The sequence below is a fragment of the Mesorhizobium sp. M0047 genome (genome assembly GCF_040323315.1).
Lineage (GTDB): Bacteria > Pseudomonadota > Alphaproteobacteria > Rhizobiales > Rhizobiaceae > Mesorhizobium.
This window is the reverse complement of the sequence record NZ_JAMYUW010000002.1, coordinates 324,559-341,209: the sequence shown is the minus strand read 5'-3', so window position 1 is coordinate 341,209 and position 16,651 is coordinate 324,559. Positions and strand designations below refer to the sequence as shown.

The following is a 16,651-nucleotide window of genomic DNA, read 5'->3' as shown; positions in this document are numbered from 1 at the left end:
ACCACACCTTCTTGGCGGGGGTCTTTTTTTTTTTTTAATCCCCCCCCGCCCAGCTTCCCCACACCCCCCCCGCGGCGCCCCACCCCCGGGGGCGCGGCCCCCCCCCCCCCCCGCCCTTCTTGTAGAACTGGGGCTTGGGCAATGGACACGGTACCCGAAACCTTTGTCGACGCGTTTGGCGAGATCTCGCTCAAGCACGGCATGATCCGCATCGAGCTAGTATCGCTGTCGGGCTCCGAGCCGCGCGTGACGCAGCGGCTGATTACCAGCCTGCAGGCCTTCTCTCAAATGCTGCAGACGCAGAACGGCATGCGCGAACAGCTCGAGAAGGCGGGCGTGATGCGGTCGCCGGGAGCCGAGCCGGGCTCCCAGCCCACGTCTCCTCCGCCGGTCGGAGAGGAAACGGGAGCGGCTGGAGCGACGGTGGTGCGGCTGATGCCGCAGCCGGCATGGCCTGCGGCGGCAACGCCTGCGGCAACGGCGCTGCGGCTGCCGAAATCGCCAAATTTCAGCGACGAGCAATAGCCGAAATGCGTCAGTCCCTCATGCCGAACATAGCCCCTCTCCGCCCTTCATGGCGCAGCGGAAGCGGGAGCACGCCGAGGCCCGTTAGCGTCACGGCGCCCGTCCACGCGCCGACCAGCCAGCACACCGCGGAGCGAGAGCCATGAACGATCTCTATGGCGAACTGAATCGCTGGTTGTCCGATGCGCTCGCCACTCTCGTCGCCGCCGGGCACGGGCTGGTCGCCGAGTGGCTCCACAGGCCGAGCCCCCCGGTTCAGTTCCTGCTGTGTACGGTGTTCGTATGGCTCGTCCTGACCTGGATGACCCGAACGAGCTCCTCCACCCTCCGCGCCGTCAAGGGTGACACTGCGAGTTATCTGCGCGGCAACATGGAAGGATCTCCAGTCGAAACAGCACTGCAGTGCCTTGTCGCCATCGGGCGGCACTACGGCATCGATCTTTCCCCCGAGCGTATCAAGCACGACTTTGCGCTGAGGCCCGACGACGACATCACCCGGCTGCTGCCGAAGATCGCCCGCAGCAGCGGCATGCGCTGCCGCAAATTGAAGGTCGGCTGGAAGGACCTGCAACGCCTCGGCGACGCCTATCCGGTGATCGCCCGGCTGACAAACGGCAACAGCGTCGTCCTGCTCGGTTTCAACGAGAATAAGGTCGGGATCCTCGACCCCCTTGCTGACCGCCTCGCGGTATTGCCCCTCGACCAGGCGACGTTCTGCAGGAAGTGGACCGGCGAGCTCCTGCTGCTGCGCCGCACCTTCGCGCTGGGGGATGAGAGCCGGCCCTTCGGCTTTACCTGGTTCCTCCCGGAAGTCGTCCGCAACGGGGCAATGTTTCGCGACATCGCGGTGGCCGCGGTCGCTCTGCAGGTGCTGGCGCTTGCTCTGCCGCTCTTCATCCAGATCACGGTCGACAAGGTGCTCGTGCACCAAGCCTATACGACGCTCGCTGTGCTCGCCATCGGGGTCAGCGCCGCGGTCCTGTTCGACGCGATTTTCAACTATCTGCGGCGCATCCTGCTGGTCTACGCCTCGGCGCGGATCGATGTGCGCACCTCGATCCGCACCTTCGCGCGTCTGCTGTCGTTGCCGATCGATTTCTTCGAGCACGCCTCGGCCGGCGTCATCACCAAGCACATGCAGCAGGTCGAGAAGATCCGGGAGTTTCTGACCGGCCGCCTCTTCCTGACGTTGCTCGACGCCACCTCGCTGCTGGTCGTCGTGCCGCTGCTGTTCCTCTACAGCGGCCGCCTCGCCATGATGGTGCTCGGCTTTTCCGCCCTCACCGCTTGTGTGATCGGCGGGCTGATCCCGCTCTACCGCCGCAAGTTGCGCGTCCTTTACGAGGCCGAAGGGCAGCGTCAGGCCTATCTCGTCGAGACCATCCACGGCATGGAAACGGTCAAGGGGTTGGCGACCGAGCCCTTGCGCCAGCGCGACTGGGACGCGCTCTGCGCCCAGGCCGCCGAGTCGCGGTTCGACGTCGGGCGGATTTCGACCTCGGCGCAGGCGGTGATCGGGCTCCTCGAAAAGCTGCTGACGGTTGCGGTCGTCGGCTTCGGCGCCCTGCTGGTCTTCGACAACCAGATGACGGTGGGCGCGCTGATCGCGTTCAACATGCTGTCGGGCCGGGTCACCACGCCGCTCTCACAGATCGTCGGTCTGGTGCAAGGCTACCAGGAGGCCGGGCTCTCGGTGCGAATGCTCGGCAACATCATGAACCGCAGTCCGGAGCGGCCACCGAATGTGCGCGGCCTGCGCCCGCCGATCGCGGGCACTGTCGAGTTCGAGCATGTGACCTTCCGCTACAGCGAAAGCGCTCCGCCGGCCCTGAACGACGTGTCGCTGACCATCCCGGTCGGTTCGGTTTTCGGCATCGTCGGGCGCAGCGGCTCGGGCAAGTCGACATTGACGCGGCTGATGCGCGGCACGTACCCGATCCAGCAGGGCTCGGTGCGGATCGACGGTCATGAAATTCGCGAGCTCGACCTCCCGCATCTGCGCAGCAACGTCGGCGTCGTCATGCAGCAGTGCTTTCTGTTCCGCGGCACCGTGCGCGAGAACATCGGGGCGACCAAGCCAGATGCGGCCCTGGAGGAGATCGTCCACGCCGCGACAATGGCGGGCGCCGACGAGTTCATCAAGCTTCTGCCGCAGGGCTACGACACCTTGCTCGAGGAGGGCGGCACCAACCTGTCGGGCGGCCAGCAGCAGCGCCTGTCGATCGCCCGTGCCTTGCTGCGCCAACCGCGCATCCTCATCCTGGACGAGGCGACCTCCGCGCTTGATCCCGAGAGCGAGGCGATCGTCCAGGCAAACCTTGCCCGCATTGCCGAGGGGCGAACCGTGGTCATGGTTTCGCACCGTCTGTCCTCGCTCGTCGCAGCGGACGCCATTGTCGTGCTCGATCGCGGCCGGATCGTCGATCACGGGAAACATGGCGAACTTCTGTCCCGCTGCATGACTTACCGACAGCTATGGAACCAGCAGAACAGGCATCTTGCCCGATGAGCACGCTCCTTCCAGCGGTGAGAGACTTTCAAAGCGATGCCCGCAAGATCGACGAGCGGCGCCCGCCCTGGGTCCTGGGGGCCACACTGTACGTACTTGTCGTGGTCATCATGGTCGCAGGCATTTGGGCGTCGGTGGCCAAGGTCGACGAGATCGTCGTCGCACCGGGCAAGCTGGTGACGACAGCCTCGATGATTGTGGTGCAGCCGCTCGAGATCTCGACCGTGCGCAGCATCGACGCCAAGGTGGGCGACGTCGTGCGGAAAGGCGACGTATTGGCGACCCTCGACGCGACTTTCAGTGAAGCCGATGCCGACCAATTGCGGGGAAAGGTCGCGAGCCTCGCCGCGCAAATCGGGCGGCTCGAGTCCGAGCTCGACGACCGGCCGTACAAGCCCCAAAACCTGGATGACGAAACGCGCCTGCAGTCGACGATATGGATCCGGAGGATCGAGGAGAACAAGGCAAAGCTGACTTCTTACGATCGGCAGATCCGTAATGTTCAAGCCCAGATGGCAACCAAGAGCGCCGATCGCGAGGCATTGGAGGTTCGCCTTGGCGTGGCAAAGGATCTCGAGACGATACGGGACCTTCTGGTGAAGAGGGAGGTCGGCTCGAAGATCGACTATCTCTCTGCCAAAGGTCAGCGGCTGCAGGTCGAGCAGGAATTTCTGCTTGCGGGCAATAACATGGCTGAGCTCGAGGAGAATGTGGAGCGCTTGAAGGCCGAGGAAGCGGCTTACCTCGCAGAGTTCCGCCAGAAGACCGCTGAGGACCTGGTCCAAGTGCGCCGCGTTCACGATGCCGCGGCCAGAGAACTCGACAAGGCGGTGCGGCGGAAGGCTGTCACGGTGCTAACCGCACCCGCCGACGCGATCGTGCTCGAAGTGGCGCAGCGCACTGTTGGCTCGGTCTTGAAAGAAGCAGAGCCGCTCTACACCCTCGTTCCTCTGGGCTCTCCGTTGGAGGCAGAAGTCTCTGTCGGGGGGCTCGATGTCGGCCATGTCGAGCCCGGCAGTGAAGTTCGCCTGAAGCTCGAGGCGTGGCCCTTCCAGAAGCACGGTACCCTGTCCGGTAAGGTTCGAACCGTCTCGGACGACACCTTCACGCCGGATCCGAAGAATGGTGGGCAGCAGCGTCCTTACTACAAGGCACGGGTGGAGTTGACCGCGACCGACCTGCGTGATGTGCCGAGCAGTTTTCGCTTGATTCCCGGCATGGCGGTATCCGCGGAGATCAAGGCGGGCAACCGCACGATATTGTCATATTTCCTCTATCCGCTCCTGCGTGGTCTCGACGAAAGCATCCGCGAACCCTGAGTCACGAAGCTAACGCGAACCGACGTCCGCCGGAGCGAGCGGTCGCTGATAACGGGTTCACGGCACACGCACTTGGCGCCTCGTTCTTGACGCTGTTGACGTCCGGCTGACAGGCCGGCACTTCAACTCGCCATTGCTCCTGCTCAGGGAGCTATTACGCCGCGCGGCCCGCGGCCATCGGCAGTCTGGTCGTCGTGCGCATCTACACTTCCACGAGCGAGATCCGTGATCGCCACACCCATGTGCTGCTGCGGATTCATCCCCGGATGACGCACCCCGGTTCTGTCGTCCTGCCGACCAACGAACGGCCGTTCAATCCGTCACGGCAAACCGCCGTGCTGCTGGCGAACGCCGGCCCATCGGCCCACAAACCAAAGCCCTGTGTCAACACATGTTCGATGCCGAGGGACGCCCCGGACAGCGCGCGATGTGGGGCATTGTCGGGCTGAGCCGGAAGTATCCGACACGGCTGGTCGAGCAGGCCTGTGCTCATGCCATCAGCAACCGCATCTACCGTTACAAGCGCGTACGCGCGACTGTCGAGCGGCTGTTTGAGCAGGCGCTGCAACAGGTTGAAGAAGCCCGACAGCCGGTATCGCAGCTCACCCAGGATCATCCATTGATCCGCGCTCCCGCGGAATATGGCGACCTCTTCAGCCATGCTGTGCGGCACGATGCCGGCAACAATGGCCGGCCAATCTCGACATCGGCTTTGTCAAACCCGGCCAAAGCGCGGCGATCAAGGTCGACGCCTTCCCCTTTACCCGCTTCGGCGTGCTGCGCGGCAGGGTCACCCGCATTGCGTCCGAAGCGGTCGAGGAGCAGGAGGCCAAGCGCGGTTTCGCCAATGCAACTGCTGGCGCCAATACGGCTGCCTCACCCGCCACCCAGGCTGGGCAGCCCCAGAGTTTCGTCTTCCCGGTCACCATCGCACTCGACGAACAGGCTATGAATATAGACGGAGGAGTCATTCCTTTGACTTCGGGCATGACGGTGACCGTGGAAATCAAGACCGACAGCCGCCGTGTGATCGATTACCTTCTTTCGCCACTCACCAAGACAGCTTCCGAGGCTTTCAGGGAGAGGTGACGATCAACGGCCGATCCCCAGCTAAATGGCGCCCGGCGCCTGGCGGTCAGCTGTGGAGATGCGTCAGTTCGAACGCGGCTCCGTCCTGGACGACGGCCATGCGCTGCTCGACGGACCGGAACATGTCCGCGAACTCCACCTCGTCTTCGAACACCACGCCGCCGACCTTGACGCTCAGCGCATCCTCGGTTCCTTTTGGTGCGAAATAGACTTGCGCGATGCGCGACCGGATACGCTCGCCGATTTCACTGGCTTCCGCCTCGGTGGCGCCCGAGAGGAAGACCCCGAACATCGAGGCCCCTATACGTCCAACCAGGTCCTCCGTGCGCACCGACGATCGTATGGTCGAGGCGACCAGCCGCAAGGCCTCGTCGCCCCATTCAAGGCCAAAGCGCAGGTTGATGGACCGCAGCTGCTCCGAATGGATGACCAGGAAGGCGCCGGATCTCGGCCCCGGCGACGACGGCCTTGCTGTTCTTCGTTCGACCATCGATGTGAACACCGCTCCGTTCAGGCAGCCGGTCATGGTGTCGAAAGTTGCCGACTTGTCGAGTTCCCGGCGATAGTGACGGACCTCGATCTGCTTCAATCCAACGAACAGAAAAAGCGGAACGCCGAGGATAACCGGCAGCAGGATCGCCGTGATCATACTGCGCCCAAATGGCGTCAGCGCCTCCGAGAACAGCAGCAGATAGTTGAGGCCGACGGAAAGGGCCAGGAATCCCGTGGTTCCCAGAAAGGTCAGCCAAACGACGCCTTTCCATGCTGGGGCGGTGGTGCTCGCCGATGTCTTTGTCACTGGCCGATCTCCTGTGGATGGGCTGGTAATAAGGCCGGTGTGTTGCAATTTCAGTTTCAAGGAACCTCGCAATTTAATCGATTGCGCGATGACCCCATGAAAGGCTGCGGACGAAATGGCTTGCTCCTGGGGAAAGCTTCGCCCGTGACGGTTAACAAACCAAGTATCAGGGGTTGAATGGCCGGCTATTGCGCTGCGCCGAATATGCCCATCTCCGCACCCCTGGCTGTCGCCTCCGCCTTGCCATAGAGGCCGTTCGGCATCGCCGTGGCCCAGCCATTGGAGACAAGCCAGGCGCCGACATCCTGCTTGCCCAGGCTGCACGGTGCGGCGATGGCAAAACGCTCGACGTCCGGCGGCACGAAACATTTGAGCGCGCGTCCCCTGAGCCACGAATTGAAGGCGGCGCGCGCGCGCTGGCCGCAGGGCCAGGTGACGGCGTGAGACGAGCAGGATCCGTCGAGGTCGATGCCTTGCACCCCGCTGATGATCACCTTCCGGCCCATGGATTCGAACATCGCCGACGATGTCGCAATCGGGCGGTAGAGCAAGACCTCCCGCCAGTCCCCAGGCATCGGCGTCTTAGGGGGCACCGCGAGGCCGAGCTCGCTGAGCGGCGGGCGGGGCTCGACCCGTTCGATCTCCGCGGGATCGAGCCGTGGCGGGGCGATGAGGTCTTGAGCAACCGTGCGCGCCGGCTCTCGGCGTTGTGCGTCGGTAATGGCCGCAGCCGGTCGGATTGGCTGCGTGTCGTCCTGCGAAGGGGCCAGGACAGGCCGATCGACCGAAAGCAAAGCCCCGGCCCGACCGATCAGCAGGATGCCGGCCAGAAGCAGCAGGCTTCCGAGCCCGATCGCCTGGCGGCTGCGGACAAACCCGCCCATCAGCCCGAACAGGTTCTCAAGGTTTCTCGCCGATCAGAAACCCGACGTCGATTTTGCAACCAGCTTGAGAGCACCTTTTTCAATCCGATAGAACGGCATCGATCGCTCGCTGGATCCGTCGGCCCGAAACCGGAACAGGCCTGTCGATCCACGAAACCCGTTTGGATTTTCAAGAATTTTCTTGCTGAAGCCTTCAGGCCCGACCGCGCTGGCAATCCCCGCGGTCAGGGCAACCATGTCGTAGGCGTAGGCCACATTGACGTCGGCCGGGTAGTTGTATGCGGTCATGAAACGGTCGGCGATCGGCCCGGTTTCGCGCGGATCGAGCGTGGCGATATAGGCCCCCTCGAACAGCGGATCCATGGGACGGTCCAGCCAACGGTTCGTTCCGACGACGGAGATCTTCTTCCCCGGAATGCCCTTTGATTTGAGGGCGGCCAGGATGGCCGACGGACTGCCATCGCCGCTGGCAACGATGACGGCGTCGGGGGCTTCCACCAGCGAGCCCATATCGTCGACCGCCTTCGCGCCACCGTCGCCGGCCGAATACGGGACGGTGACCGCCAGTGTCGCGCCGTAGATGCTGAGGCTGTTTGCGACGCGCTTTTCGATAGCGCCGGCGTTTTGGCCTGCTGCGACAAGCAGTACGAACTTCTTGCTGCCTTTCGCAGCCAGTCCCGCAGCGCCCGCCGCTGCGCTGTCCGCTTCGCCAAGCGGCACGGCATAAACCCCGGCGCTGCCGGCGAAATTATCGGCAAGCGCCAGAACTGGTGGCCGCGTCGATCCCGACAGCGTGGCAATATGCTGGGCTGCCGGCAGTTCGGTCGGGCCGATGACGGCCCTCGACCCCGTCGTTATGGCGGTTATCGCCAGTTTGCTGGCCAGCGTGCTGTCGCCTCTGGTGTCCTCGACCGTCAGCGTAAGCAATCCATTGCCGATATCCGTCATCGCCAGCTTGGTGGCGTCGAGCATCTTCCTGCCGTTTTCGCCTGCCGTTCCGGCGGCGGACAGCGGCAGCAGCATGGTGATCTTCGTCGGACCTGTGCCCAGCGACTGGGTCGCCTGGACTGGACCGGCAACAGCGCCGGCATTTTGCCCGGCAGGTACGGCAACAGCGGCGCCGTTCTGCCCGGCAGGTACGGCAGCAGCGGCGGCATTCTGCCCGGCAGGTACGGCAACCGCCGCCGGATCGAGCGCTTCGGAAACGCGATCTTTCGATTGGCAGCCCGACACCATCATGGCGAGCGCAAGGGCAATTGCCCATGTCCGTGGACAGTGGACCCGTCGGCCAGCTTCCATGAATGCTCCACCCCTCTTTGCCGCCGGCTTCCCGGTCTGGCCTTCAAGTCATGTTACGGCGGACTTGCCGTGCCGTCTGCATTTCTTTTAACCGCCGAAAAGCCTGGCCCTGAGCGCCTTGATCTGTCGTGCCTGCCCGGCGCTGCGATAGTCGGCGCATTTCATGTATCGCGGCCCGGGCACGAACACACGGCGCACGCACACATTTTTTCCCTGGGCAGGAGCTCCGCCACCTGGCGAAAATGCGGAAAAGCCGAAGGATGCCACCGGCAGCGGGCCGGTTACGTCGATGCCGTCCCTTGCCAGGATTGCCCGCGCACGCTGGCAGTAGCGGACTGACAGGGCCGAGAACCGGCTTTCATTGTGCCCGGCGCGATATTTCATGACGGTGGTGCACAGATCGCCGGCGGCCAGCCTGTTGGCCTGCGCAAGATATCTGACCCCAAGCGCGATGTTGGTCGCCGGTGCGCTCAGATCGTCCAGGGAGCCTCGAAAGCCGAGCATCCTGGCCGTCGCCGGCATCACCTGCATCAGGCCGACTTCGCCATCGGCGCCCTGCACGTCGGGATCGAACCCGCTTTCGATCTCCATGACGGCATGCGCCAGCAGCGGTTCCAGGCCATAGATCGATGCCTGGCAACTGGCAAACACCTTGAATGTCTGCCGGGTCCACTGCGTGGCCGGCTCACAGTGCACCGGTCGCAGCGGATCGGAGGACTGTTCCACCGAAGGTCGTTCCAGCCAGTTGGCGCGGGCCGGCGTGACGGCCTGGCCAAAGCCGATCAACGCGACCGCACCGGCGATCGCGCCCAGGAATGATCCGTCGGCTGTCATGACGGCCAACAGGCGTGGCTTCGCCTATCCGGTCAGTGCATGTACTCGACCATGCGATCGTGAAAACACTCGCATTTGTTGAGCGTGTCTTCGTCCTTGTAGTTCGTCTTCAGGTAGCCGTAAGCCATGCCGCAAGCGACCTTGGCCTCCGACGCCCAGACAAAGACGGGCCGGGACGAGTTGATCCACTCCGAACTGTTGGCGGCGGCCACCGACTCGTCCATCAGCTTCACCACCTGCGTCCTGAGATCGACGATATTGTCGGTCAGCACCAGGTTGGACGTGCCGACGGTACGGCAATAGTCGACCGCCGGACCTTCGATGATGTCGGCGGCAAAGCTCGTCGACCCGACTGCCAGCAACAGCGTCGCAGCGGAAACCAGCAGTCTTGCAGAATGTTTCATGATGAACTCCCCTCAATATTAGCGGTGTATAACATAATTACGCGGCCGCGCACCATGCCGTTAGATCGTGGCTGTGTGTTGTGTGTGTGCCGTGTCGTCGTAAATCAGATTGATGGTGCCGGCGACAGGTGCGTTCTGCAAGACGGCGACGTCCACGAAATTGGCGCCGCCGGTTGTACCATTGGTATCGACGCTGAGCGTGTGTGTTCCCGAATCGTATTTCACGAAATCCGCGATATTGCCCCCTGGTGCTGTTTCGAACAGGGATGACAGGTCGATCTTGTCGCCTTGTGCACCGTTGTAGTCAGTGATCAGGTCCTTGATGTCCAACCCGTCGAGCTTGAACGTATCGGCGCCCGTACCGCCGGTCATGGTGTCCTGGCCGGAACCGCCGATGAGAAGGTCGTTGCCAGCGCCGCCGTTGATCGTGTCGGCCCCAATACCGCCCGCGAGGTAATTGTCCCCGGCGTTTCCGAACAGATAGTCGTTGCCCGAGCCGCCGATCAATCCCTCGATGCCCGTCAGGGTATCTCCGGCGGCATTACCGCCGCCGATGGTGCCAACTTCCGGATTGGTGAATGTCACCGGTGCGCCGGAGGCATGCCCATCATCAGCCAAATGGATCGAAATGGCTGCCAGGCTGCCGGTGTAGTCGACGGTGTCGCCCGTACCCGTTCCGCCATTGATCGTATCGGCCCCGGGGCTGGTTCCAATGACCTCGGCAGTCGTGGTGCCGGTTTCCTGATAGCCGGCGCCGGTGTGAGTTCCGACTAGAGAGACGGACAAATTGTCCGAGCTCGTGATGGCATCGCCATCATGATCGGTGATGCCAAGTGCAAAATTCAACGTAGTGTCGCTGACGACCGTCTGCGAGTTGTAGGTAAGCGATAGAATCACGAGCTTGGGATCCTCACCGCTGACGCTCGAGATGTTTTTTACATCCGCTTCGCTGAAATCGAAGAACGCCCCGCTATTCGATCCATTGGTCCCCCAATGCGCCGCGTCGATAATCAGTGGCGTGGCATCCGCTTGTGTCACGTTCCAAGTGGCGGAGATATTGTGCGCCGCATTCCAGATGGTCACCAGGAAATGTTCATTCGCATCGTTTCCGCTTTTCCCGATAGCCATCGAGACCTGATCCTGAAGGAGAGCGAACTTGAAGGTCAGGGTCTCGTTCGTGTCCAGGTTGCCGTTGCCGATTCCCAGTCCGTTGTTGTTCATGTATACATTGTCGTTGACGTTTGACGCGTTGAAGCCGTCGATAAGGACGTCGTAGCCGCTCGCTGGAACTGCACCGTTGCCGAAGCTGCCAACGTTGTTGATGATCGTGGCATAGTTGCCGTTGCCAGGGTGAACCCCCGTTATGTCAAAAGTATTGGTCGACTGCAGGCTGTTCGTAACGAGATGGAAGTCATAGGTTCCATCTGCCGTGACAGTCAGTGTGAAGTATTCGTTCGCGCCGGTGGCACCCTGCGCATCCGTGAGGTTAGTATAGGCGAACATCTCGGACGAATGGGTTGCCGAATCGTAGTGCGTATACTCATAGAACGTGTAGAGAGTAGTCGTTCCACTTTTTACGTCGACTTGAGTTACGGCGTCGCCAGCACCATTCGTCCCTTGGCCGGTCAAAATGTAGGTCAGCCCAGAGGGGGCAGTTCCCATAGCCAGGCTGATCGCTGAAGTAAGGCTTGGCCCGTCCGCTCCAAAGGACGGCTGCCAAGTGCCGTGAACGTCGGTATTGCTGACGTTCGGCATGATTGCGTCTTGGATGTTGCTGATTGTCGGTGTGTCGTCGTCGACATTGATCGTCAGCGAGCCCGTCGCCGTGTCGCCGTCATGATCGGTCGTCGTGTAGCCGACCGTGAACGCCACGTCGTTCTCGTTGGCGCCCGCCGGATGGTCGATCGCATGCAGCTGGGTCACCGTATAGGCGCCCGCCGTCGTGTTCGACAGCGATACCGATACCACCGCAACCGCGATGCCGTTCTGGATCTGGCTGATCGTCAGCAGCGTGCCGGTCACCGTCTGGAAGAAAGCCCCTTCCGTCGCCGACGAGGTCGGCAGGCCGGCACCCGTCAGCAGCGTCGAGCCGGCGCCGTCGGCGCCATAGCTGTGCGCCAGCGTCCCGGTCGTATTGGCCGTGTCGGGAGTGACATCGCCGGTACCGCCGGCGATGCCGCCGGCCAGCGCGTCGTCGTCGAGCTGGACGGCGAGGTTGGTCGATACAGTCGGGCCGTCGTCGTTGATGGTCAGCAGGCTGCCGAGGTTGAGCGCCTGCGAGGCCTTGTCGCCGTCGCCGTCCGTCACCGTCGCCGTCAGCGTGATCAGGTTCGACAGGCTGGTGCCGTCGTTCGGCGTGTTGCTGGCGCCGTCCTCATGCACCGCCCGGTCGAGATCGAACGACACCTTGCCGTTGGCGTCCACGCTCACCGTGAACACCAGCGCGCCGCCGGCGCCGGCATGGCCTTCGACCACGCCGCTGGCGTTGACCGACAGGATCACCGCCAGTCCGCTCGCCGTGTCGACCAGGCCGGAGGACCCGCCCGCCACGCTCAGCGCATAGCTGGTCGTGCCGCCATCGGCGCCCGTCGCCACCGTGAAGGCGTCACTGAAGGTTGCTTCCGCATGCGTCGAGCCGGCAGGCGCCTGGCCCGAGCCGTTGATGCCGCCATTGGTCGCCGCCGTCAGGTAGCTCTCGTCGACCGTCAGCGCGTGCGTCGTCCCGCTCAGCCCGATCGTCGGGCCGTCGTCGTTGATGGTCAGCAGGCTGCCGAGGTTGAGCGCCTGCGAGGCCTTGTCGCCGTCGCCGTCCGTCACCGTCGCCGTCAGCGTGATCAGGTTCGACAGGCTGGTGCCGTCGTTCGGCGTGTTGCTGGCGCCGTCCTCATGCACCGCCCGGTCGAGATCGAACGACACCTTGCCGTTGGCGTCCACGCTCACCGTGAACACCAGCGCGCCGCCGGCGCCGGCATGGCCTTCGACCACGCCGCTGGCGTTGACCGTCAGGATCACCGCCAGCCCGCTCGCCGTGTCGACCAGGCCGGACGGCCCGGCCGCCACGCTCAGCGCATAGCTGGTCGTGCCGCCATCGGCGCCCGTCGCCACCGTGAAGGCGTCGCTGAAGGTTGCTTCCGCATGCGTCGAGCCGGCAGGCGCCTGGCCCGAGCCGTTGATGCCGCCATTGGTCGCAGCCGTCAGGTAGCTCTCGTCAACCGTCAGCGTCGGCAGCGCCACGTCGGCCAACGCCACCGTCGGCGCATCATCGTTAAAGGTGATGGTCAGTGTGCCAGGCGCCTTCGAGCCGTCGGCATCGGTGATCACATAGCCGAGATCGACCGTCGCATTGTTCTCGTCGTTCGGTCCTTGAGCTTGAAGGACGTTGTCGAGCAGTGTCACGGTGTAGGCGCCCGTTGCTGGGTCCGTCACATGCACCGTGAACAGATCGCCGCGCGGACCCGTTGCCGTCAGCGTGTCGGTGGCGACGTCCCAGCTATAGGTTACGCTCTCCTGGCCGACAGTGCCACCAGTACCGTCCAGCGTCGCGAACGAGAAGCCGTTGGAGCCGGCTCCATCACCGCCGACGCTACCACCCAGTGTGCCGTTGTAGACTGCTTCGCTGAGGCTCGCTGGGGACTCGCCCGTATTGGCGTCGATGTCCCCTATCGTGCTCGCTGGATTGCCGCCGACGAGGCCGTCATCGTCAACCGAGGCCGCAGCTGTGCCGCCGGTCGGAACATTGGCGTCCGTCACCGCAAAGCTGATGCCGGCCGTTGATGTGTCACCGTCGCCGTCCGTCACCGTGTAAATTGCAGAAGCCGCGCCGGTGCCGACAACCGAATTGTCGGCGGTGAAGGAGTAATGGCCGTCAGCCATGACCTTGATCAAGCCATCGCCGATATCGATCGGCTGCGAATAGCCATCGCCTCCGAAGACCAGGGCGGTGCCGCCGACATGCGTCACCGTAGCGCCGTCGGCGCCGGCGACGAAGTCTAGCGTTCCAGTGATCGTCGCACCTTCGGCGACGTTCTGCGAGGCTTCATCATGCGCCGTCGGCACGTCGTCGGACACCGTCACGTTGACCGTGCCGGTCGCCTGGTCACCGTCCGTATCGGTGGCAACCACGCCGAGATGGCCCAGATTGACCAGATCGTCGGCGTTGATGCCAGGATGGGCGTCGTAATTGTTGTTCAGCGTCGCCGTCACCGTCGCCACATTGTTGGCAACCGACAGGTCGAGCGTCACCACCGTCACGGCGCCGTCCTTGCCCACGACCTGGGTGTCCGACACCCTGGTCCAGGTCAGGTTGGCGGTGTTCAGCCCGCTCAAATCGGTGCCGAAGGCGATCGAGGCGATCGCGTCCGAGCCCGGCGTGAAGGTGATCGAGTTCGCGGCGAAGTCCGGGCCGGCCGGCGTCGAGCCGTCGCTCAGGTTCTGGTCGTCAAGCGCCAGCGTGATCGGAGCGCCCGCAGCCGGGCCTGCGCCGTCCGTGATCGTGAAGGCGATGTTGGCCGTCGAAGTGTCGAGGTCGCCGTCCGTCACCGTGTAGGTCGCGTTGACCGCCACCGGACCGGAGCTGTTGTCGACCGAGGCATCCGGCGTGAACGAGTATGACCCGTCCGCCTTCACCTGGATGGTGCCCGCGCCGATGTCGACCGACTGCGAGTAGCCCGTGCCGGCATCAAAGATTAGCAGCGTGCCGTTGACATGCGTCACCGTGGCGCCATCTGCGCCCGCAACGAAGTCCAGTGTCCCGGTCAGCGCCGGAGCACCCTCCGCAATCGACTGCGAGGCTTCGTCATGCGCCGTCGGCACATCGTCGACGATCTTGACGGAGAGCGTGGCGTCGGTGCTCTGCAGATCCTGGTCCGTCAGCGTGACGGTGAAGTTCTCAAACAGGTTGTTCGTGCCCTGGATGGGGTCATGCGCCTCGTTGTCGATCAGCGTGTAGGTGTAGCTCACCTGGCCGGTGGCGGCATTGTAAGCCGTCACATTGAGTGTGTTGCCGAGCGCGGTGGTGAAGGAGCCTGCGGTGAACGCGCCATTGGTGATGAAGGCATTGCCGCCGATCGCCAGCGAATGGATGCCGTCGGGCGAGGAGATGGTGAAAGTGCCGGCGCCGGTCTCGGCCGTGCTGGCCGGATCCGACCCAGGCCCGCCCGGCGTGCCGACATTCAATGCAGCCTCGTTGACGACGACATCGCCGCCGCTGGCTTCCGGCGTCAAGTCGGTGATGACAGGCGTCGAATTGCCGATCGAGATCGTCAGCGTGGTGTGCGAGGTGTCGCCGTCGCCGTCCTTGATCGTGTAGGTGAAGACGTCGTTGACGCCGCCGGGCGTGCCGGCGTCGCGCAAGTAGGTATAGCTGCCGTCACTGTGCAGCGTCAGCTTGCCGTAGGCGCCCTGGAACGGCACGTCGAGCGTAGCCGCGTCAGTGACATCGGTATTGGTGTTGCCGGCCGCAACGCCCACCACCGTCGCCCCGTCGGCGCCCTGGGTGTCGGCAACGCCGTCGGTGGTATTGCCATCACCCGCATCCGTACCGCCGACAAGCACATTGCCCGTGGCGGGGCCGAACTGGCCGGCGGCGACGCTGTCGATATCGGCAACCGCCGTCGGCACGTCGTCGACGATGGCGACGGCAAAGGTGGTGCTGGCGGTATCGCCGTCGACATCCGTGACAGTGATGCTGAAATTGTCCGGGACCGTGTCGTTGGGATTGAATCCATCCCCCTGCAAGGGATGCGTGACCGATTCGGTCACCGTGTAATTGTATTCGATAGCGCCCGTGGTCGGATTGAAGGAGACGATCGTCAGGAAACCGAAATCCCCCGGGATGTGCTGGCCGACACCGGTGACGGTGACGCCGTTGATGACGATCGACCCGATTCCGTCCGGTGCATCGATGCTGATCGTTCCCTTGCTGGATGTTTCCGAATGGCTCGGTGCGTCGCTACCCGGCGATTGTGTCGGGCCGCCATCAAGGCCCGTTTCGCTGGCCGCTTCGCTGGGAGCAAGCAAGGACGTGGCCGTCACTGTAACCTGCCTGTCGACGATCGAGGGGAACAGTTCGCGCCGGTCCAATTGACCAAACTGCAAGGCTGTCGGCGGCAGCAGGGCCGACAGGTCGAAGCCGTCGCCGATGCCGCCGGGGGGGACCGAGAAGTCTCCGCCTGCACTGGAATTCGAACCGCCGGGGCCGGCCGAGATGGAACCGTCGGCACCGAATGCAACGTCGACATGGCTGGCTTCCAGCGCTGCCAGCAAGGCAACGCGCGGCACCTCGACGTCGCCGATGATGAAGGTCGGCACGTGCAAGGCGCCGTCCTTGATCACGATCACCGAGCCGTCGGCCTGTTCGAGCACAAGGTTGTTGCCGTCGACCTTGATGTTGTCGATCGAAACGTTGGACGGAAGTTTTACAATGTTGCCGGCGTCAGCCACATATTCGTGCGGTGCCGTCGCCGCGGGTGCGTTTGCCGTCGCCGGCGCCTCCGCCTTGGCGGGCGCTGCGCCGACATCGACCGGCACCGGTTCGGACGCTGCCGGTGCGGGCTGCTGTGCCGCCGTTGCCTGTGCGACCTGCATCTCTGCCGGCGAAATCTGACTGTTGTGTTCACCGGACGCGGAATGGTCGTCCATGGAACCCGAAAAGCTGTCCAAATCGATATTGGTGGTCATTGCTGAAACCCCTCCGTCATTTCCCGGAAAGAGACAGTGGCGACCTCTGCTTTGCAACCGTCCTGCAAGCTATTTCATATACTCTGATATGCATGGTTCGGCATTTTTTACACGTGGTAAACTACAACAATATAACCTGATATACATTGGCGCCCGTGGGATGCCGAAAGGATGGAGGTGAGCCACGATTGTCTGGTAAATGGAAGTATAAATTTGTATAAAATTTTACGCAAAATAGTCGAAGTGATTTGGGGGAAAGTTACCTACCTTCCTTTCCAATAATTTGAGACAAGATTGGTAGCGTCCACAGT

The 16,651-nt window shown here is 63.2% G+C and carries 10 protein-coding genes and 1 pseudogene; 5 read left to right on the top strand and 6 right to left on the bottom strand.

The window, feature by feature from the left end:
* Positions 1 to 141 precede the first annotated feature (141 nt).
* The 5 genes and pseudogenes from NKJ89_RS03350 to NKJ89_RS03330 all read left to right on the top strand — a co-directional run bounded on the left by NKJ89_RS03350 (position 142) and on the right by NKJ89_RS03330 (position 5,442).
* A complete protein-coding gene (locus tag NKJ89_RS03350; RefSeq protein WP_352599821.1) occupies positions 142 to 525 on the top strand; it encodes a hypothetical protein in 384 nt (127 codons plus the stop codon).
* A gap of 370 nt (positions 526 to 895) precedes the next feature.
* Positions 896 to 3,034, top strand: a complete 2,139-nt coding sequence (locus NKJ89_RS03345) for a peptidase domain-containing ABC transporter (protein WP_352599843.1) — start codon at positions 896 to 898, stop codon at positions 3,032 to 3,034.
* The gene (locus tag NKJ89_RS03340) at positions 3,031 to 4,353 is read left to right on the top strand and encodes an HlyD family type I secretion periplasmic adaptor subunit (RefSeq protein ID WP_352599819.1); all 1,323 of its coding nucleotides are present in this window, start codon (positions 3,031 to 3,033) and stop codon (positions 4,351 to 4,353) included. Before NKJ89_RS03345 ends, NKJ89_RS03340 begins: the two co-directional genes overlap by 4 nt.
* 149 nt (positions 4,354 to 4,502) lie before the next feature.
* Positions 4,503 to 5,128 (top strand): annotated as a pseudogene (locus NKJ89_RS03335) (IS21 family transposase); the annotation flags it as partial.
* A complete protein-coding gene (locus tag NKJ89_RS03330; RefSeq protein ID WP_502904076.1) occupies positions 5,059 to 5,442 on the top strand; it encodes a beta-barrel domain-containing protein in 384 nt (127 codons plus the stop codon). The pseudogene NKJ89_RS03335 and the gene NKJ89_RS03330, both read left to right, overlap by 70 nt.
* A gap of 46 nt (positions 5,443 to 5,488) precedes the next feature.
* On the opposite strand, the gene NKJ89_RS03325 is transcribed toward NKJ89_RS03330, so the two are convergent.
* The 6 genes from NKJ89_RS03325 to NKJ89_RS03300 form a co-directional block, all read right to left on the bottom strand.
* Positions 5,489 to 6,241 (bottom strand): GGDEF domain-containing protein, encoded by a 753-nt coding sequence (locus NKJ89_RS03325; protein WP_352599817.1) that lies wholly within the window; start codon positions 6,239 to 6,241, stop codon positions 5,489 to 5,491.
* Between the two features lie 185 nt (positions 6,242 to 6,426).
* Complete coding sequence (locus NKJ89_RS03320) at positions 6,427 to 7,125, bottom strand: thermonuclease family protein (RefSeq protein WP_352599815.1); 699 nt, start codon at positions 7,123 to 7,125, stop codon at positions 6,427 to 6,429.
* A 33-nt stretch (positions 7,126 to 7,158) separates the two neighbouring features.
* Positions 7,159 to 8,424 (bottom strand): type 1 periplasmic-binding domain-containing protein, encoded by a 1,266-nt coding sequence (locus NKJ89_RS03315; protein ID WP_352599813.1) that lies wholly within the window; start codon positions 8,422 to 8,424, stop codon positions 7,159 to 7,161.
* An 87-nt stretch (positions 8,425 to 8,511) separates the two neighbouring features.
* Positions 8,512 to 9,258, bottom strand: coding sequence for a lytic transglycosylase domain-containing protein (locus tag NKJ89_RS03310; protein WP_352599839.1), 747 nt, complete (start codon positions 9,256 to 9,258; stop codon positions 8,512 to 8,514).
* 32 nt (positions 9,259 to 9,290) lie between these two features.
* Complete coding sequence (locus NKJ89_RS03305; protein WP_352599812.1) at positions 9,291 to 9,662, bottom strand: hypothetical protein; 372 nt, start codon at positions 9,660 to 9,662, stop codon at positions 9,291 to 9,293.
* 60 nt (positions 9,663 to 9,722) lie between these two features.
* Entirely contained in the window at positions 9,723 to 16,340 is a 6,618-nt protein-coding gene (locus NKJ89_RS03300) for a DUF5801 repeats-in-toxin domain-containing protein (RefSeq protein WP_352599810.1), read from the bottom strand.
* Positions 16,341 to 16,651 lie beyond the last annotated feature (311 nt).